The 17,275-nt window shown below is 62.0% G+C and carries 18 protein-coding genes; 6 read left to right on the top strand and 12 right to left on the bottom strand.

From position 1 onward, the window contains the following. Positions 1-19 precede the first annotated feature (19 nt). The 6 genes from B3H86_RS05920 to coxB form a co-directional block, all read right to left on the bottom strand. Positions 20-898 (bottom strand): cytochrome c oxidase subunit 3, encoded by an 879-nt coding sequence (locus B3H86_RS05920; protein ID WP_292051937.1) that lies wholly within the window; start codon positions 896-898, stop codon positions 20-22. 84 nt (positions 899-982) lie between these two features. Next, a complete protein-coding gene (locus B3H86_RS05915) occupies positions 983-1,546 on the bottom strand; it encodes a cytochrome c oxidase assembly protein (protein ID WP_292051935.1) in 564 nt (187 codons plus the stop codon). A 1-nt stretch (position 1,547) separates the two neighbouring features. After that, positions 1,548-1,799, bottom strand: a complete 252-nt coding sequence (locus tag B3H86_RS05910; protein WP_292051933.1) for a hypothetical protein — start codon at positions 1,797-1,799, stop codon at positions 1,548-1,550. 2 nt (positions 1,800-1,801) lie between these two features. Further along, a complete protein-coding gene (locus B3H86_RS05905; RefSeq protein ID WP_292051932.1) occupies positions 1,802-2,770 on the bottom strand; it encodes a heme o synthase in 969 nt (322 codons plus the stop codon). 68 nt (positions 2,771-2,838) lie between these two features. Continuing rightward, positions 2,839-4,482 (bottom strand): cytochrome c oxidase subunit I, encoded by a 1,644-nt coding sequence (gene ctaD / locus B3H86_RS05900; RefSeq protein ID WP_292051930.1) that lies wholly within the window; start codon positions 4,480-4,482, stop codon positions 2,839-2,841. A gap of 23 nt (positions 4,483-4,505) precedes the next feature. Then, positions 4,506-5,441 carry a cytochrome c oxidase subunit II gene (gene coxB / locus B3H86_RS05895; RefSeq protein ID WP_292051928.1) on the bottom strand — a complete coding sequence of 312 codons (936 nt, stop codon included), beginning with the start codon at positions 5,439-5,441 and terminating at the stop codon, positions 4,506-4,508. 248 nt (positions 5,442-5,689) lie between these two features. Between coxB and B3H86_RS05890 the strand changes: the two genes are divergently transcribed. The 4 genes from B3H86_RS05890 (at position 5,690) to tldD (ending at position 9,032) form a co-directional block, all read left to right on the top strand. Further along, positions 5,690-6,094: a PadR family transcriptional regulator gene (locus B3H86_RS05890; RefSeq protein WP_292051926.1), complete on the top strand. Its 405-nt coding sequence runs from the start codon at positions 5,690-5,692 to the stop codon at positions 6,092-6,094. Beyond that, the gene (locus B3H86_RS05885) at positions 6,094-6,663 is read left to right on the top strand and encodes a DUF1700 domain-containing protein (protein WP_292051924.1); all 570 of its coding nucleotides are present in this window, start codon (positions 6,094-6,096) and stop codon (positions 6,661-6,663) included. Before B3H86_RS05890 ends, B3H86_RS05885 begins: the two co-directional genes overlap by 1 nt. 29 nt (positions 6,664-6,692) lie before the next feature. Continuing rightward, positions 6,693-7,469: a GIN domain-containing protein gene (locus B3H86_RS05880; protein ID WP_292051921.1), complete on the top strand. Its 777-nt coding sequence runs from the start codon at positions 6,693-6,695 to the stop codon at positions 7,467-7,469. A 126-nt stretch (positions 7,470-7,595) separates the two neighbouring features. Then, positions 7,596-9,032: a metalloprotease TldD gene (gene tldD / locus B3H86_RS05875; protein WP_292051919.1), complete on the top strand. Its 1,437-nt coding sequence runs from the start codon at positions 7,596-7,598 to the stop codon at positions 9,030-9,032. 60 nt (positions 9,033-9,092) lie between these two features. Here tldD and B3H86_RS05870 read toward each other — a convergent pair whose 3' ends face one another. The 4 genes from B3H86_RS05870 to B3H86_RS05855 form a co-directional block, all read right to left on the bottom strand. Further along, a complete protein-coding gene (locus B3H86_RS05870) occupies positions 9,093-9,530 on the bottom strand; it encodes a DUF4019 domain-containing protein (protein WP_292051916.1) in 438 nt (145 codons plus the stop codon). After that, entirely contained in the window at positions 9,485-9,877 is a 393-nt protein-coding gene (locus B3H86_RS05865; RefSeq protein ID WP_292051913.1) for a response regulator transcription factor, read from the bottom strand. The genes B3H86_RS05870 and B3H86_RS05865 overlap by 46 nt, the downstream gene beginning before the upstream one ends. A gap of 81 nt (positions 9,878-9,958) precedes the next feature. Beyond that, positions 9,959-10,270: a YdeI/OmpD-associated family protein gene (locus B3H86_RS05860; protein ID WP_292051911.1), complete on the bottom strand. Its 312-nt coding sequence runs from the start codon at positions 10,268-10,270 to the stop codon at positions 9,959-9,961. Positions 10,271-10,288: 18 nt separating this feature from the next. Next, positions 10,289-11,170 carry a TraB/GumN family protein gene (locus B3H86_RS05855; protein ID WP_292051910.1) on the bottom strand — a complete coding sequence of 294 codons (882 nt, stop codon included), beginning with the start codon at positions 11,168-11,170 and terminating at the stop codon, positions 10,289-10,291. A 245-nt stretch (positions 11,171-11,415) separates the two neighbouring features. Here B3H86_RS05855 and B3H86_RS05850 point away from each other — a divergent pair, with 245 nt between their 5' ends. Continuing rightward, on the top strand, positions 11,416-13,467 hold the full coding sequence (locus B3H86_RS05850) for a TonB-dependent receptor plug domain-containing protein (RefSeq protein ID WP_292051909.1): 2,052 nt from the start codon (positions 11,416-11,418) through the stop codon (positions 13,465-13,467). A gap of 98 nt (positions 13,468-13,565) precedes the next feature. On the opposite strand, the gene B3H86_RS05845 is transcribed toward B3H86_RS05850, so the two are convergent. Then, on the bottom strand, positions 13,566-15,302 hold the full coding sequence (locus B3H86_RS05845) for a peptide MFS transporter (RefSeq protein ID WP_292051907.1): 1,737 nt from the start codon (positions 15,300-15,302) through the stop codon (positions 13,566-13,568). 251 nt (positions 15,303-15,553) lie between these two features. Between B3H86_RS05845 and B3H86_RS05840 the strand changes: the two genes are divergently transcribed. Next, entirely contained in the window at positions 15,554-16,690 is a 1,137-nt protein-coding gene (locus tag B3H86_RS05840) for a hypothetical protein (RefSeq protein ID WP_292051904.1), read from the top strand. 50 nt (positions 16,691-16,740) lie between these two features. On the opposite strand, the gene B3H86_RS05835 is transcribed toward B3H86_RS05840, so the two are convergent. After that, complete coding sequence (locus tag B3H86_RS05835; protein ID WP_292051899.1) at positions 16,741-17,061, bottom strand: Mpo1-like protein; 321 nt, start codon at positions 17,059-17,061, stop codon at positions 16,741-16,743. Positions 17,062-17,275: the final 214 nt, after the last annotated feature.

Genomic DNA, 17,275 nt, shown 5'->3' with positions numbered 1-17,275 from the left:
CAGACTTGAAGTCCGCCTATCAGCCGTAAACGACGTACAGGAAGGCGAACAGGAACAGCCAGACCACGTCCACGAAGTGCCAGTACCAGGCGGCGGCTTCGAAACCGAAGTGCTTGGTCGGGGTCAGGTGCTTATCGCCCAGGTACAGGCGCAGCAGGCAGACGGCCAGGAAGATGGTGCCGACCAGAACGTGGAAGCCGTGGAAGCCGGTGGCCAGGAAGAACAGCGAGCCGTACAGCTTCGAGTTCAGGGCCTCTTCGTTGAAGAACAGGTGGCTGTGGATGATGTGATAGTACTCATAGGCCTGAACGGCCGAGAAGATCACGCCCAGAGCCACAGTCAGCCACAGGCCAAGTTTCGCACCGTTACGGTCGCCCTTGATGATGGCGTGGTGCGCCCAGGTCACCGTGGTGCCCGACAGCAGCAGGATCACGGTGTTGAGCAGCGGCAGGCTCCACGGATCCAGCAGCTCGACGCCCTTCGGCGGCCAGGTCGACCAGGCCGCGGCCGTGTCGGTCCAGTTGCCGTATTCCGGGATCAGGGTGCGGGCTTCGTTGAAGATCGCCATGTCGAAGAACATCCAGAAGATGCTGGCGAACAGCATGACTTCCGAGGCGATGAACATAATCATGCCATAGCGCAGACCCAGTTGAACGACCGGCGTGTGGTCGCCCTGCTGGCCTTCCTTGATGACATCGCGCCACCAGCCGAACATGGAGTACAGAACACCGGCCAGACCGATGAAGAACACGAATTTGGTGCCTTCCGGCAGGCCGAACATGCCCTTCATCCAGATGACGGCGCCGGTCAGCATGACCACGACGGTCATCGAGGTGACGAGCGGCCAGGGGCTGGGGTCAACCAGGTGGTAGTCGTGTTGTGGTTTCGCGTGGGCCATTCCAGGGTCTCTGAATTAAGGCAAGAGTCGAGTTATGCAGGGCTATAGCGTTGCCGGTTGGGCTTTGCCAATGCCAATTGAGGCCTAAACCGCAGGATCAAAACCTTTGGTTGGGTAAAACGTGTAGCTGAGGGTGATTTCCTTGATCCCCCTGCCCTCACGGTCCGTGGCGATCTCGGGTGCCACAAAGTACTGAACCGGAAAGACAACCTCTTCTCCGGGGGCGATTTCCTGCCCTTCGAAACAGAAGCATTGCAGCTTTTGGAAATAGGGACCCGCCTTGTCCGGCACGACGTTATAGGCAGCCGTAGCGTGGATAGTCTGGTCCGACGTATTGGTGACCTTGAAGTAGGCCATGCCCGTTTCGCCGATGCGCAAGGTCTGGGTGGTCTGCTCGGCCTCGAAGGTCATGGGCAGATTGCGCACATTGGTGTCGAAATGGATTTTCACCGTGCGGTCCAGCACCTCGGTCGGCGCGGCCTCTGCCTGTTTCACCGTGCCGCCGAAACCGGTGACCTGACAGAACAGTCGGTAAAGCGGCACCGCGGCAAAGGCCGCCCCGACCATCGCCATAACGCCGAACACACAGGCAATGGCGATCAGGTTCTTGCGTGCCGCCTTTTTGGCGTTCGCATCACCCGCCGACATCTTAGCGCGTCTCCGCGGTCGTCACTTCAGCGGCTGCGGCTGAAGGCACAGCACCTACCGCCGCGTTCTGGGCGGCCTCAGCGGCCTTGCGGGCCTCGTTGTTGGCGTGCATGCGCGACACCGTGATCGCATAGACCGTCGCGATAAACAGCAACAGGCCGAAGGCGATGGCGATGTTGCGGCGCTTGCGGGCGCGAACCTGCTCTTCGGTGAGCTTTACGAACTCGGGCTGGTTCTGGGTCTGGGTCGTCACGCTTAGGCTCCGATCAGCGGCAGTTGCTCGACCAGCAGGGCCGAGAACAGCGCCATCAAATACAGGATGGAAAAAGCAAACAGGTTACGGGCAGGCTTGGCCTCTGTACGCACGTCATACAATGCGGCTTCGCGTCCCACCGCTTCGGCCTTGTCCGGTTGGTCGCCCGCGCGCGAGCGCCACAGACGCAAGGCCAGATAAAAGAAGAACAGGCCGCCCACAATCGACACCACGCCATAGATGACGCCGCCCAGACCCACAAAGGTCGGCGCGATCGCCACCGGCACAAAGATCAGGGTGTAGATCAGGATTTGCAGACGGGTGGACTTGGCGCCGCGCGCAACCGGCATCATCGGAATGCCCGCCTTGGCATAGTCGCCCGCCGAATACAGCGCCAGCGCCCACGAGTGCGGCGGGGTCCACAGGAAGATGATCAGGAACAGCAGCCAGGCCTGCCACGGTGCAGCGCCCGTCGCGGCCGCCCAGCCGATCACCGGCGGGAAGGCCCCTGCCGCGCCACCGATGACGATATTCTGCGGCGTCCGGCGCTTCAGCATCATCGTATAGAAGACGGCGTAATAAACGATGGTCAGGGCCAGAAGGCCACCGGCCAGCCAGTTGGTCGTCATGCCCAACAGCATGACCGAAAACACCGACAGGATGACGCCAAAGGCTATTGCGTCGTTCTTGCGCACGCGGCCAGCGGCGACGGGGCGCCCACGGGTGCGTCGCATCAGGGCGTCCGTCTCGCCCTCCAGCGCCATATTCAGGGCACCGGCAGCCCCCGCCCCCACAGCGATGCAGATCACCGAAACCACAGCGTTCAGCAACGCCAGATTACCCTGCGCGGCGATCAGGCCCGTCACAGCCGTAAACACGACCAGAGACATCACGCGCGGCTTCAGCAGCTGGAAGAAGTCTTCGGGCTGAGCGGTCGAAATAAGAGGGGGTTGGTGCTGGGTCATACTCATATAAGGCGAAGGCCGCCCCTTCGTATCACGAAAGGGCGGCCTCTCCATTCTTTATCCCGGGAGAGGGATTAGTGGTGGTCGTCCGCCTTCACCACCGGCAGTTCGTTGAACTGGTGGTGCGGAGGCGGCGAGGACAGGGTCCATTCCAGGGTGGTGGCACCCTCGCCCCACGGGTTGGCTTCTGCCGGACGACGACGGATGGCAGCTTCCAGAAGCATGATCAGGAAGACGCCGACGCCGACGATGGTGATCAGATAGCCCATCGAGGAGACGTGGTTCCACAGGGTATAGGCTTCCGGATAGTCGATGTAACGACGCGGCATGCCTTGCAGACCCAGGAAGTGCTGCGGGAAGAAGATCACGTTCACACCGACGAACATGATCCAGAAGTGCAGCTGGCCCAGGAACTCGTTGTACTTCACGCCGAACATCTTCTCGAACCAGTAGTAGAAACCGGCGAAAATCGAGAAGACGGCACCCAGCGACAGCACGTAGTGGAAGTGGGCGACGACGTAGTAGGTGTCGTGCAGCGAGTAGTCCATGCCGGCGTTCGACAGCACCACACCGGTCACACCACCGACGGTGAACAGGAAGATGAAGCCGATAGCCCACAGCATCGGGGTCTTGAAGGTCAGCGAACCGCCCCACATGGTCGCGATCCACGAGAAGATCTTAACGCCGGTCGGAACCGCGATGATCATGGTGGCAGCGACGAAGTAGGTGCGCAGCTCGATCGACATACCGACCGTGTACATGTGGTGAGCCCACACGATGAAGCCGATGAAGCCGATGGCGACCATTGCATAAGCCATCGCGAGGTAGCCGAAGATCGGCTTCTTCGAGAAGGTCGAGACGATGTGCGAGATCATGCCGAAGCCCGGCAGGATCATGATGTACACTTCCGGGTGGCCGAAGAACCAGAACAGGTGCTGGTACATGACCGGGTCACCGCCGCCGGCCGGATCGAAGAACGACGTGCCGAAGTTACGATCGGTCAGCAGCATGGTGATGGCGCCCGCCAGAACCGGCAGCGACAGCAGCAGCAGGAAGGCGGTGATCAGAACGCCCCACGCGAACAGCGGCATGCGGTGCAGGGTCATGCCCGGCGCGCGCATGTTGAAGATGGTGGTGATGAAGTTGATCGAGCCGAGGATCGACGAGATACCCGCGATGTGCAGCGAGAAGATCGCCATGTCGAACGAAGGACCCGTGTGGCCCATCGTCGACAGCGGCGGATAGGCCGTCCAGCCACCGCCGAAGCCGCGGCCCGGACCACCGTCCACGAACATCGACATCACCAGCATGATGAAGGCGGCAACCAGCATCCAGAACGAGATGTTGTTCAGACGCGGGAAGGCCATGTCCGGCGCGCCGATCATGATCGGCGTGAAATAGTTGGCGAAACCGCCCATCGTGGCCGGCATGACCACGAAGAACACCATGATCAGGGCGTGGGCCGTGACCGTGACGTTAAAGCCGTGCTTGGAGGCTTCCACGATACCCAGTTGCTGGATGATCGTGCCTTCCTTGAACAGCTGGATGCCCGGCTCGGCCAGTTCCCAACGGATCAGGCCGGACAGGGCACCACCCACCAGACCGGTGAAGATGGCGAAGATGAGATAGAGGACGCCGATGTCCTTGTGGTTGGTCGAGAAGAACCAACGGGTGAAGAACCCCGGCTTGTGATCGTGTGTTGCGCTAGCGCTAGCCATGATGAGTGTGCTCTCGCAATTCTTTATTGGGCAGCCGGGGCGGCAGCGGGTGCTGCAGCCGTTTCGGCCGGGGCTTCGGTCGGGGCTTCAGCGGCCACCGGAGCGGCAGCCTCTGCAGCTGCCGGAGCGGCTTCTACTTCGGTGCCCGGCATGGAACCGCCCTTGGAGGCGACCCAGGCTTCAAACTCTTCCTGTGTCACGACGTTGACCTGGATCGGCATGAAGGCGTGGTCGACACCGCACAGTTCCGAGCACTGGCCATAGTAGGTGCCAACCTTCTCGGCCTTGAACCAGGTGTGGTTGGTCTTGCCCGGAATGGCGTCGATCTTCACGCCGAAGGCCGGAACGGCCACAGCATGGATCACGTCGGATGCCGTGATCAGCAGTTCGACAGTCGCGCCCACCGGCACCACCATCGGCTGGTCGGCAGCCAGACGGTAGAGCTGCTTGGTGGTCTTGTCTTCCGGCAGCATGTTCGAGATGTATTCCGGAACCTTGTGGTCCGGATACTCATAGGCCCAGTTCCACTGGTTGCCGGTGACCTTCACGCGGACGTCCGGCTCGGGCATGTCCTCGTAGGCGAACAGCAGACGGAACGAGAACAGCGCGATCACCATCAGGATCAGGATCGGCACAACCGTCCAGATCACCTCGATGGTGGTGTTGTGGCTGAATTTCGCCGGCTCGGGATTGGCGCGCTTGTTATAGCGGATGCAAACCCACAGCAGCAGTGCCAGCACCAGCAGGCTGATACCGATGCACATCGGCAGCAATACAGCCTGGTGGAAGAAATGCACCTGGTGCTTCAGCGGCGATGCCGCCGTTTGAAGACCAATAGCGCCCGGGGTCGGCTGCCCCACAAGTTCTTGCGCCCAAGTCGGCGCAGCGACGAATGCGCTCAACGCAGCCGTGGCGGAACCCGCCCCTAACCGCGCTATCGCTCGCGTGCCCATCCCCATTCGAGAGTCCTCATAAACCGTTCTGCAGCAGACGCCTGCGAAGCAATCGCAAACGCGCTGAGGCCCGTTCGAACCGCAGCGTTTGGGCGGTCGTTATCGGACAAAATGTCCTCGGGCAAGGTGTCAGACACATTCCACCGCACAAGGTTGTTAGAAAGCCGCTCATTAAAAGGTGTTCATGTTTTAAAAGGTACCTTGCGTCACAAGATACCTTGTCATATCCCTTGGTCATCAACCGAGGGAATGAAATGCCCGAAACAATCGATATCCAGCTGAAGAAAGGGGTGTTGGGCCTGTGTGTCCTTGCCCTGCTCGCCCGAAGCGACAGCTACGCCTACGAGATTGCTTCTCGCCTGTCGGATGCAATCGGAATGGGCGAAGGCACCATCTATCCGCTGATGCGCCGCATGCAGACCGACGGTCTGGTCGAGACCTATCTGGTAGAATCGTCCAGTGGCCCATCACGCAAATACTACCGCCTGACCGCCAAGGGCCACGAAGCCCTTGCCGCCCAGAGCGCCGAGTGGAAGGCCTTTGCCAATGCGGTGGGCGATCTGCTGAGCGCAGCGGCCAGCGCCGACACCATCCATGCGGGTGCCCCGCAACCTGTACTGGCCATCGCGGCCACTGATTCCGACAAGGGAGCTGAATAATGAACCGCAACGAGTTCCTCGCCCGTCTCCGTCGCGGTCTGGTGGGCCTGACCAAGTCAGCCGCCGACGATATCGTCGCTGACTATGAAGCCCACTTCGATGACGCCATCGCCGCGGGCCGCTCCGAAGCCGATATCTCGGCAGCGCTGGGCGACCCCGACCGTCTGGCCCGCGAACTGAAGGCCGAAGCCGGTGCCCAGGCCTGGGCCCAGCAACCGACCGCTTCCAATGCGCTGGGTGCCGTTCTGGGCATTCTGGGTCTGGGGGCCATCGACATCCTGATCCTGCTGCCGCTGGTTCTGCCGGTGTTCGGCACGGTTCTGGCCTTCCTCGTGGCCGGTGTCGGTGTCTTCATCGCCGGTGGCGGTGTCATGGTGGTCGGCCCGTTCGCCGGCCTGCCGGGTGGCGTGTTCGCCGCCATTCTCATGGGCATCGGCCTGATGGGTCTGGGCGTGTTCATGATCGCCACGATGGCCGTCCTGATCAAATGGCTGATCGACGCCACCATCTGGTACGCCCGCCTGCACTACCGCGTCGCCAAGCCCGCTCTCGAACCGGCTTCGGCCTGATTGGACCCTGACAGGGAAAGGATAGAAACATGATCCGCAATCTCCTTATCGTAGGTGCCTCCGGTCTGGCCCTCGCCATCGTCGGTATCGGCGGCTCCCTGGCCCTTGGCGGGTCAGATCTGGCCCGCCACAGCTGGACCTGGGTGATCGATGACAACTCCGACGGGGTCCGCGTCACCCGTGACACCCTGCCCGCGCCGGTCACCCGCCAGATTGCCTGGGCCGAAAGCACCCGACTGGCCATCGACCTTCCCGGCGATGTCGTCATCATCCAGGACAGCAACGCTCCGGGCATCTCCGTGACGGGCAATGCCGATCTGGCCGAACGGGTGGTGCTGGTGGACGGCCGACTGACCCTGGACAGCGCCGACCGCCGCGGTAACGGCAAGAGCTATGTCGTGCTCGACAAACAAGGGCTGCGCTCCATCGACAATGGCCGCGATCTGAAGATCACCATCCGCGCGCCCTCGCTCAACACCTTCGAGCTGTTCGGCAACTCGGACGTCGAAATCCGCGGCTACAACCAGCCCGAACTGAACCTGACCCTGACCGGCAATGCCGACGTCGAGGTGATCGGTACGGCCGACAAGCTGACGGTGGACGCCTCGGGCAACAGCTCTGCCGAACTGGACGAGCTTCTGGGCCGCGATGCCACCATCCGCACCAGCGGCAATGCCGGTGTGAAAACCGCAGCCAATGGCAAGGTGGTGATCGTAGCTTCCGGTGAAAGCCGCGTCCGCCTGACCCGCCGCCCGTCGGAGCTGCAGCAGCAGCTCTCGCAGGATGCCGAGGTCCGTCAGGACTAAGCCTCTCCCCCGCGACGCCGCCTTCTCCCCCCGTCGCACGCCAAGGCCCCGCTGTTCCGGTTTCCTGCGACCGGACAGCGGGGCTTTTTCTTTGCGCCACAGCCTCCGCGCGCCTATCTAGCCCTTATGAGCAAACCTTCCGTCTCTTCGCCCTCGCCCATCCTCGACGCCTCCGGTGTCGACGCCGGTGACGCCCTGTCCATCCTGCAGACCGCGCTGGACGGTGCCGATGACGGCGAACTCTTCCTCGAAAAGACCGAGAGCGAGTCCCTGCTGTTCGACGATGGCCGTCTGAAGAACGCCAACTACGACGCCTGCGAAGGCTTCGGCCTGCGGGTCGTCGCGGGCGAGACGGCGGGCTTTGCCCACGCCAACGAGATTTCCGCCGCCGCCATCGCCCGTGCGGGTGACAGCGCGGCACTGGCCAAGCGCGGCTACAGCGGCACCGCCGCCGAAGCGCCGCTGGCCACCAACCAGCGCCTCTATGCGCCGGTCGATCCCCTGCTCAGCCCGTCTTTCTCCGACAAGATCGCGCTTCTGACCGAAATCGACGCCTTTGCCCGCGCCCGTGACCCGCATGTGGTTCAGGTGTCGGCCTCCATCGTCGGCGAGCGCCGCAGCATCGACATCCTGCGCGGGGATGGCCAGATCCTGACCGACATCCGCCCGCTGGTGCGACTGAACGTCTCGGTCACGGTCGAAAAGAACGGCCGCCGCGAAACCGCATCCTCGGGGGCCGGTGGCCGCGCCGCGTTCGAGGAATGGATCAAGCCCGAAAGCTGGCAGGGTCAGGTGGACAAGGCCCTGCGTCAGGCGATGGTGAACCTTGAGGCCATCGACTGCCCTGCAGGCGAGATGGACGTGGTCCTCGGCGCGGGCTGGCCGGGCGTGCTGCTGCACGAAGCCATCGGCCACGGCTTTGAGGGCGACTTCCACCGCAAGGGCTCGTCGGTCTTTACCGGCATGATGGGCAAGCGCGTCGCCGCCCCCGGCGTGACCGTGGTGGACGACGGATCGATTGCCGACCGTCGCGGCTCGCTGTCGTTCGATGACGAAGGCACCCCGACTTCGCGCACCGTCCTGATCGAGGACGGCATCATGGTTGGCCTGATGCACGACCGCCTGTCGGCCCGCCAGCTGAACGCCCGCGCCACGGGCAATGGCCGCCGCCAGTCCTTCGCCCACCAGCCCATGCCGCGCATGACCAACACCTTCATGGAAGGCGGAAACGACAAGTTCGAGGACATGATCGCCTCGACCAAGCGCGGCCTCTATGCCGCCAACTTCGGTGGCGGTCAGGTGGACATCACCAACGGCAAGTTCGTGTTCCAGTGCACCGAGGCCTATCTGATCGAGGACGGCAGGATCACCACGCCGGTTCGCGGTGCCACCCTGATCGGTGACGGGGCCACGGCCTTGACCAAGATCGAAATGATCGGCGACGACTTCGCCTTCGACCCCGGCGTCGGCACCTGCGGCAAGGCGGGGCAAGGCGTCCCCGTCGGCATCGGCCAGCCCAGCCTCAAAATGGGCGGCCTTACCGTCGGCGGAACCGCCGTCTGATAACAAAAAGGGCCACCGGCGATCCGGTGGCCCCTTTCTTATCTCGTCATGTCTTCGGCCTTAACGGACGAAATAGCCGATCACCTTCCAGCCCTCGGCTTCGCGGGACATGATGACGGTTTCCACCGCATCGGAATGGTTGGCAAAGCGCGATTTGAACTGCTGGATACCGTAATCGCCATTGGGCATGCCCGGCAGGATGCTGTCACGTTTGCTGTCCGAAGCTGTACGGCCACCAAACGCGCCAAGGCTCTCACGCACAGGCGCCACGGTCGCCTCCCACTCGGCGTCCGATCCCATCGCTTTCACCGTATCGCTCATGGCCTGATGGCTGGCCGCCCACTGCTTTTCATCCAACAGTTTGAGCCAGTTCTGAGCAACCTCGGTGGCCTCTGCAGGCAAGACATTCTGCGCCTCGGCTTGCGACGGCTGCGCCGGAGCCCCCACCGTCATCAGACCCGTCGAAAGCGCGAATACAGCAGCCAAAATACCGAACATGGCGATAAATCCTCCAATCCAGAGCGCGAGCCGCACAGTGCGACCGCCTGTTGAGGACGAGCCATGCCCGTCGATGTGGCCCTGAGCTTCCCCGTTTTTTCGTCTCCAAGAAAATCGGGGGTCCCAAGTTTTTTGGACTGCTCGCCTTCATAGGCTGCAAACTCGCGCGCCGCAGACCGGCTATTGGGGGCATCCAGCTTGCGCCGCGCCGCCCGCAGATACTCGTTCACAGTATGAACCGACAGCCCCAGCACCTGTGCCACCGACTTCGCCTCATGCCCCGCCGCCAACAAGCGCAGGACATCCTTCTCACGCTCAGACAGGCTCTCGAAAAGTTCGGTGTTCATAAAGGATCAAGATCGAGCAAGGCTGGAAACCGCACCACAATGCCCCGCGATCAGCGTAAGGCCAAGCTTTTACAACAAAAACTATGACCTGCTCTGGTCCAGCCTCATCTGCTGCCATGGCCCCGGAGCCTTGTCGGTGCGATGCACACACCCCGCCCAACAGCAGGGCCGCCGCTTGCCTTCCTTTAGCGCCTCAAGCGTGCGCTCGATCCTCTTTTGGCGCGTTGCCACCTGCTTGGCATCCTCGACCCAGCAGATGAACTCGTTGCGCCCAAGCGGGGTCAGCCCCTGCCAGAGCGCAAACGCCTGCCCGTCCGCCCGTATTGCGGTTTCCAGATCGGGGGCCACCGCATGCACCACGCCTTGGGCTATTGGTTCGGACGTCGCATTCATAGCCCAGTCTCCGGAGCTCTATTTCCAGTCGGGACCGTCGATCTCGTATCCGGCTGCGACCAACTGATCCAGAACACCATCAGCCTCGCCCAACGTCCTGATCGGCGCAACCGCCAGCGTCACGCCCTCATCGGCGATCGCGGTCGAGATCGCATTGACCCATTCCGTCCGCATCCGCACCCGTACGGACGGATCCCCCCAAGGCCAGCACTCATCCATCGCCTCATCGAACGGCGAGGCCAGCACCGCCTTCACATCCAGCCTGCGCCAGGCCTCCGCACGGTCCGCCATAGCGTTGGCTCCATATTCAGCCGCCCCCATCGCCGCGCGCAAACAGCTCAGCTGGGTTTCATCAGGCGACGAGATCAGGGATTCCACCAGTTCACTGCCCCGCACCACGCCGATACTGTGGGTCTTGATGTTCGCACGCCGCGCCGCCCGTTCGGCCACCCGCTCGACCCTCGGATCGCGCGATCCATCTTCACCGGCACGCTCTTGCACCAGATCCCTCGCCACAAGCAGCGGTCGTATACGCCTCCAGCTCTCACGCTTCTCATAGGCCTTCAGCGGGACCAGACGCTCGTAATCCGCGGCAGGGATCACCTGATCCAGCGTCTGCTGGTCCGGTAACACTACAATCGTTCGCGACCGCCAGAGAATGCGCAGAATGTCCGCTGGCGATGCCCGCATATCCTGCGGGAACAGCACACGGTCCACCCGCCTGACCGCCCCCTCCAACGCCTCGGCCCGCCATTCGAAGCCTTTGGGCACTTCGCGGATCATTCCCACAAGGATCAGGACACCGTCATCCCCCTTGCGCACAGTCCACATCGGCAGTCCGGCACGTCGCGCGCTAACAACGACCTCCTCAACCTGCACGGCCTGATCTTCAGATCCCAAAGTATTGGCAACATGATCTTGCGCGGAAACAGGGGCACTTATTGTAATAAAAATCGCAATGACCGAAAACAATGTAAAAATATTAAGTTTCGACATATCGAACTTTCGCATCATTGCTATTTGTTAATGTACCTGACATCGCCGTAATCGTGGATGATGTTTAATCCACCTGTACAGCTTGTAACTGGATACTACACAACAATCGCCTCAAAACCTTTTCCACATTCCAAGGGAAGGGGATTGAAATGTTTGTCAAGCGTCTGTTGCTCACCACATCTGTCATTAGCCTTGGCCTGGCGCTCCCTGCCCTTGCCCATGCCGAGACACCTGCGCCCGCCCCATCGGCCACCGCACCGCAGACAGATGACCACGGCTCCCTGGTCTTCCAGCCCGAGTTCTTCGCGGCCTATCGCCCCAATACCGCACTGGAAATGGTCAACCGCGTCCCCGGCTTCTCGCTCGACGACGGTGATGACGCCCGCGGCTTTGAAGGTGCGGTGGGCAATGTGCTGGTCAACGGCAGCCGCCCGGCATCGAAAAGCGACAAGCCCTCGTCAGTTCTGGGCCGTATCGTCGCCTCGCAGGTCGAGCGTATCGAGCTGGTCCGTGGAGGCGCGCCGGGTATTGAGATGCAAGGCTATGCCCTGGTCGTGAATGTCATCCTGAAGGGCACCGCCAGCACCGAACACATCCTGTCGCACAACAGCTTCATCTATGACGGCGGAAAGAGCCTGTTCGGCGGCGGCTATCAGGTGACGCACCGCAAGGGCGAGTACACATACGGCCTTTCCCTGACCGACAATATTGCATCCAGCGATTCCGTGGGCGAAGGTCCCTATCGCCGGTTTGGCCCGGACGGCACCCTGTTGCGCGACGAGGCCTATACCAGTGCGGCATACGGCGGTGGCAGCAGCATACGCGGTTCTTTCGCGGGGCCTCTTCTGGGCGGTACCGTCAACATCACTGCCCGCTATGGCATCAGCGACTGGGTCAATAACTCACAGCAAACCGCTGTAAATATTGCACGGGACAACCGCTATAGCCGCGAGGGCGATAATAGCGAGTTCGGGCTCACCTATACCCGCTCCCTGAGCGACAGGATCCGTTCCGAAACCCGTATCAGCTACGACACCGAGGACTCCGAAATCCAGGACAGCGCCAAAGCGCTGCAAAACGGTACGCAATCTCCGGAACAGCTGTTCAAGGCCGACACCCACTCTTCGGAGTCCATACTTCGCAGCGTCCTGCGCTACCAGCACTCCAACAAGCTGGAGCTGGAGGCGGGCGGCGAGGTGGCCTTCAACACCCTTGATGTCGATCAGGCCTATTCTGTCGGCGGCGTCAATGTGCCCCTGCCCTCGGCCTCTGTGACCGTCGAGGAGGTTCGCGGCGAACTGTTCGGCAAGGGAACGTGGAAGATCGCCCCCACCATGACACTGGAAGGCGGCCTGCGACTGGAGCATTCCACCATCAGCCAGTCCGGCGATGTCCAGAACGAGGAAAGCTTCTTCTTCGCCAAGCCCCGTCTGCAACTGACCTGGACCCCGCGCGAGAACACCCAGTTCCGCGCCCGTTTCGAGCGCAGCGTCGGACAGCTGAATTTCGAGGACTTCGCCGCCTCCAGCGAATTGGGCTCCGACGACATCAAGGGCGGCAATGTCAACCTGACACCCGAACAGCGCTGGATCAGCGAGATCAGCTTCGAACACCGCTTCTGGAAGGAAGGCATCTTCAGCATCGCCTACCGCCACGATGCCATCAGTGACGCCATTGATGTCATTCCGCTGGATGGCGGCCTTTCCGCCGTCGGCAACATCGGTGACGGCACCCTGGACCAGTTGCGCGTCAACTTTGCCCTGCCCACAGACCGGCTTTTCATTCCGGGCGGGCGGGTGAAGTTCGAAAACACCTGGAACAAGACCGAGGTCACCGACCCGACCTCGGGCCGCAAGCGCCCCATGTCCGGCGTGCGCCCGTCACAGGCCCAGATCTCCTTCGAACAGAATATCGCCGCCCTGAAGATCAGCTGGGGGGCGGACTGGATGCCCCGCATGAGCCAGTACACCTACCAACCCGATTACGTCTCGGGCTGGGACGGCAAGGACTACTACCAGCTCTGGGTCGACTATAAGCCGGTACCGTCGCTGTCGATCCGCGCACAGGTTACCGTCTGGGACAGCTTCTACTGGCAGCGCGAAGCCTATGCCGACCGCAGCACCCGCCCCATCGACTATACCGAAGTCCGTGACGTCGCCCCGCGCCCCTTCTACCAGCTGCGCCTGCGCAAGACGTTCTAAAGTTCTCCCCCGCCGGACGCCTGCTCTTTCCGGCCAGTAAAAAGGCGGCACCTCCCTCGGGAGATGCCGCCTTTCTTATGCCTGAACGGGCAAAGGGATCAGCGGACGCCCGCCATGCCCTTCTTCAGTACCGGCGACAGGACCAGCAGGATGCCGCCGATCACAACACCGGTCATACCGATGGTGTTGTACATCGACGTATAGCTCTGCAGAGCCGCAGCCGGGTCGGTCACGACGCCAGCCACCGTGTCGGTCGCGGTCGCCTTGGCGATCACGCCGGCCACGATGTGGGCCACCGACGACGACAGGAACCAGATACCCATCATCAGGCCGACCATGCGCGCCACCGACAGTTTGGTGATCATCGACAGGCCCACCGGCGACAGGCAAAGCTCACCCAGGGTGTGCAGCAGATAGGTCAGGAACAGGAACATCAGCGGCACCTTGAAGGCATCGTTGGCCTGCGTCGCCGCAGCCCATGCCAGCAGCAGGAAGCCCGCCGAAACCAGAACCAGCGCCACCGAGAACTTCACCGGGGTCGACGGTTCCTTGTTGCGCTTGCCCAGCCAGACCCACAGCGCCGCCATCAGCGGACCGCCGATGACGATGATGCCCGGGTTGAACATCTGGGTATAACCGGCGTTGAACCAGTTCGGCATCTGGGTCGATTGGTCGGCAAACAGGGTCAGTGACGAACCGGCTTGCTCGAACAGAGCCCAGAACAGGACCGAGAAGAAGATCAGGACCTGGGCCACCAGCATGCGGCTGCGCTCCGCACCCTTCAGGCTGAAGACCGTCGTGCCCACGACCAGCGCGAAAGTGATCGCGGCGACCGGAATCAGGATGGCCTGGATGATCTCGTGGCGCTGCATCAGCAGCCAGATCGGGAAGACCGAAACGATACCGGCAATCCAGAAGAACGGCTCGACCGGAACGCCCAGCAGACGACGGCCCTTGATCGGTTGCGGCGGACCACCGCGGCCTTCCAGCCACGATTGGCCGATCAGGAAGGTCACCAGACCCAGCAGCATACCGATGCCGGCCAGACCGAAACCATAGGCCCAGCCATAGTTATAGCCGAGGTACGAGCAGGCTGCGGTCGCCAGCAGCGAGCCCAGGTTGATACCGACGTAGAAGATGGTGAAACCACCGTCACGACGGGGGTCATCCTGTTCGTACAGGGCACCCACGACCGTCGAGATATTGGCCTTCAGGAAGCCCACGCCGACGATGATCAGCGACAGGGCCAGGAACAGCACCGGCTCGCCGAATCCGAGGTCACGGGTGATCTCGGTCTTGTAGCTCTCGGTCGGAACGAAGTTCGGGAAACCGGCCTGCCCCTCGGCAATCGGCTCGACGCGGGTGACGCCCTCGCCCGAGATCTTGATCTCTGCGCGCTCGCCCGCCGCATTCACGACGAACATCTTGCGGTTCTGGTCGCGGCCATCGACTTCCACCTGATAGGTGGTGCCGTCAACGATCATGCGTTCCTTGCCGCCCGTGCCTTCAAAGGCCATGGCAAAGTGGCCGGCCACCAGCATGACGGCGCCGATGATAACAGCCTTGCGCGCGCCCAGATAACGGTCGGCAATCATACCGCCCAGAACCGGCATCAGGTACACCATCGCCGCATAGGCGGCATAGATGCCCTGGGCTTCCTTGGGTCCAAACAGGAAGTGCTGGACCAGATAGACGGTCAACAGCGCACGCATACCGTAGTAGGAGAAACGCTCCCACATTTCGGTGAAGAAGAGAATGACCAGGCCTCGGGGATGCCCGAGGAAGGTCTTGCGGGGCTCTGCCGACAGGCTGCCCCCTGTTTCCGTCGCTGACACGCGGAACTCCATAATCTACCGCCCCCGTCGGGCGCTGAAACATCAAGAAACAGCACGACAAGCCGCTAGTCACAAGATGTTAACGACGTTTTTCGACGCGGAGCAGGCCCAAACTTGCCACAAAACAGCGACGGCGCGGGATTTCGTACCCCTCCCGCCTGTTAAGATCGATGTTCTTTAAACTGTACATATGGCAAAGCTTCTGACACATTTGGCCTGCAACCTTGGGCCATCTCATAAGTCTGCCTGCCTTGATCGCGCGCCCCTTCACCCTGGACGATGCCGCCGGCGTCAACGCACTCCACGCGCAGATTCACTGGCCTGTACCTTCTGCAGCCCAGTGGGAATGGCTGGCCGCGCATCCCGCTCACAGGGGCGGCCAACCCATCGGCTGGGTGATCGACAATAACGGGCGTATCGACGGCTTCATCGGCTGCCAGAGACGACATGTCTTCCACCGGCGACAGAGGCTTATCCTGGGCTCCATCCATTCCGTCATCGTGGCCCCCTACGCCCGCGGCTCGACGCGGACGCTTCTGGACACCGTGGCCGCCGAACCCGATCTGGCCGCGACCGTGATCCTGAACGCCAACCGGATCGGCAGTCCCGTCTACAGCCACAGGGGGTACGCCCCTCTGGCCGGTCCGTCGCACGACGTCAGGATCTCTTGGATACTGGCCCCCACCATCACCCTGATGTCGCGCCTCATGCGTCAAAGCCTCGAACGCTGGCCCGGCATGGTCAATGTGTTCGGTGAACGTTTCAGCCCGCGCGCCAGCACCCTGTTCAATCCGCGCCTGATCCATTGGCCAAAGGGCGTGCACCTCATCGAGGATCTCAGCGACAACTCTGCCTATGGCCAGTTCTGGCGCGATCTGCTGGCGGAGCCGCGCATGGTTTCGGATCGAAGCCCTGCCCTGATGCGCTGGTTCTGCCAACAACCTGACCGTATGCGTCCGCCCCTGATGCTCGGCTATCATGACGACCGGGGCCTTGCGGCCTATGCCCTGGCCCAGATTTCAAAGACCGGCCCCGTGGACGTGGCCGTTCTGGAGATACTGGACATGGTGGCCCTGGACCGTGCCCCCGACACGGCCCTGCCCGCCCTGATCAAGGCCATAAAGACCGCCGCCTATAAGATGGAGGCCGCCAAGGTCCGCCTTCCGGTGGTCAATGCGGAACTCATGAGGCGGCTGGGAAGTCTCGCCCGTTCTGCCCACCGCGAAGGGGCCTGGGGCCACGGCTTTATCAAGGCCGGCGATGCGGCCCTGTTCGATAGCTGGTCCCCCACCGCCTTTGACGGCAGCGACGGCTTCACCCTGCGCCAACCGCCAGCACCGCGTATGGCGGGTTCCCGAACACCGCCACCAGAGAATTCACCAGACTAAAGCGATGGATACCCAGAAGATGCCCGTCGCCCGCGATTTCTTCTCTTCCATCAGAATTTGCGTTTGCCGCTGACGGTTTCCCAGAACAGGCGGAAATCCCCCATCAGGCTCCACAGCGGATATTGGAAGGTGGCGGGCTTGTTCTTCTCGAAGAAGAAATGCCCCACCCAGGCAAAGCCATAACCCACCAGCGGCATGGCCAGCAGCCACCACGGATTGCGCGTCGCCAGAAACGCCACAAAGGCCGCGATCACCAGACCCGTCCCCACCACATGGATGCGGCGGCAGACCTGATTGGAATGCTCGTGGATGTAATAGGGGTAGAAAGCTTCGAACGAGGCGTAACGCTCGCCGGTTTTCGGGTTCGTCATAAAGAAAATGCCTCCGAAATCACTTCCGGAGGCACCTTCATCTATCAGCGTTAGCGCGTCAATCAGTCGAAGCGCTTGGCCTTGCGCGGGCCGCCCTTGCCGGCAAAGGCAGGCTTGCCCGCACCGCCCTTGAAGCCGCCCGACGGCTTGCCGGCGAAACCGCCAGCGGGCTTGGGACGGAACGGCTTGGCGCCACGGTCCGGACGGTCACCGC

Source organism: Brevundimonas sp. UBA5866 (assembly GCF_002432125.1).
Classification (GTDB): Bacteria; Pseudomonadota; Alphaproteobacteria; order Caulobacterales; family Caulobacteraceae; genus Brevundimonas.
Note: the sequence above shows the minus strand (reverse complement) of the source record. Positions and strands in the feature narration are given on the sequence as shown.

Coding starts and splice junctions, on each gene's coding strand:
- B3H86_RS05905 (WP_292051932.1), bottom strand. CDS start 2,770: ATGAGTATGACCCAGCACCAACCCCCTCTTATTTCGACCGCTCAGCCC.
- B3H86_RS05870 (WP_292051916.1), bottom strand. CDS start 9,530: ATGTTCGGTATTTTGGCTGCTGTATTCGCGCTTTCGACGGGTCTGATG.
- B3H86_RS05850 (WP_292051909.1), top strand. CDS start 11,416: ATGTTTGTCAAGCGTCTGTTGCTCACCACATCTGTCATTAGCCTTGGC.
- B3H86_RS05920 (WP_292051937.1), bottom strand. CDS start 898: ATGGCCCACGCGAAACCACAACACGACTACCACCTGGTTGACCCCAGC.
- B3H86_RS05915 (WP_292051935.1), bottom strand. CDS start 1,546: ATGTCGGCGGGTGATGCGAACGCCAAAAAGGCGGCACGCAAGAACCTG.
- B3H86_RS05885 (WP_292051924.1), top strand. CDS start 6,094: ATGAACCGCAACGAGTTCCTCGCCCGTCTCCGTCGCGGTCTGGTGGGC.
- B3H86_RS05890 (WP_292051926.1), top strand. CDS start 5,690: ATGCCCGAAACAATCGATATCCAGCTGAAGAAAGGGGTGTTGGGCCTG.
- ctaD (WP_292051930.1), bottom strand. CDS start 4,482: ATGGCTAGCGCTAGCGCAACACACGATCACAAGCCGGGGTTCTTCACC.
- B3H86_RS05835 (WP_292051899.1), bottom strand. CDS start 17,061: ATGACGAACCCGAAAACCGGCGAGCGTTACGCCTCGTTCGAAGCTTTC.
- B3H86_RS05880 (WP_292051921.1), top strand. CDS start 6,693: ATGATCCGCAATCTCCTTATCGTAGGTGCCTCCGGTCTGGCCCTCGCC.
- tldD (WP_292051919.1), top strand. CDS start 7,596: ATGAGCAAACCTTCCGTCTCTTCGCCCTCGCCCATCCTCGACGCCTCC.
- coxB (WP_292051928.1), bottom strand. CDS start 5,441: ATGGGGATGGGCACGCGAGCGATAGCGCGGTTAGGGGCGGGTTCCGCC.
- B3H86_RS05865 (WP_292051913.1), bottom strand. CDS start 9,877: ATGAACACCGAACTTTTCGAGAGCCTGTCTGAGCGTGAGAAGGATGTC.
- B3H86_RS05860 (WP_292051911.1), bottom strand. CDS start 10,270: ATGAATGCGACGTCCGAACCAATAGCCCAAGGCGTGGTGCATGCGGTG.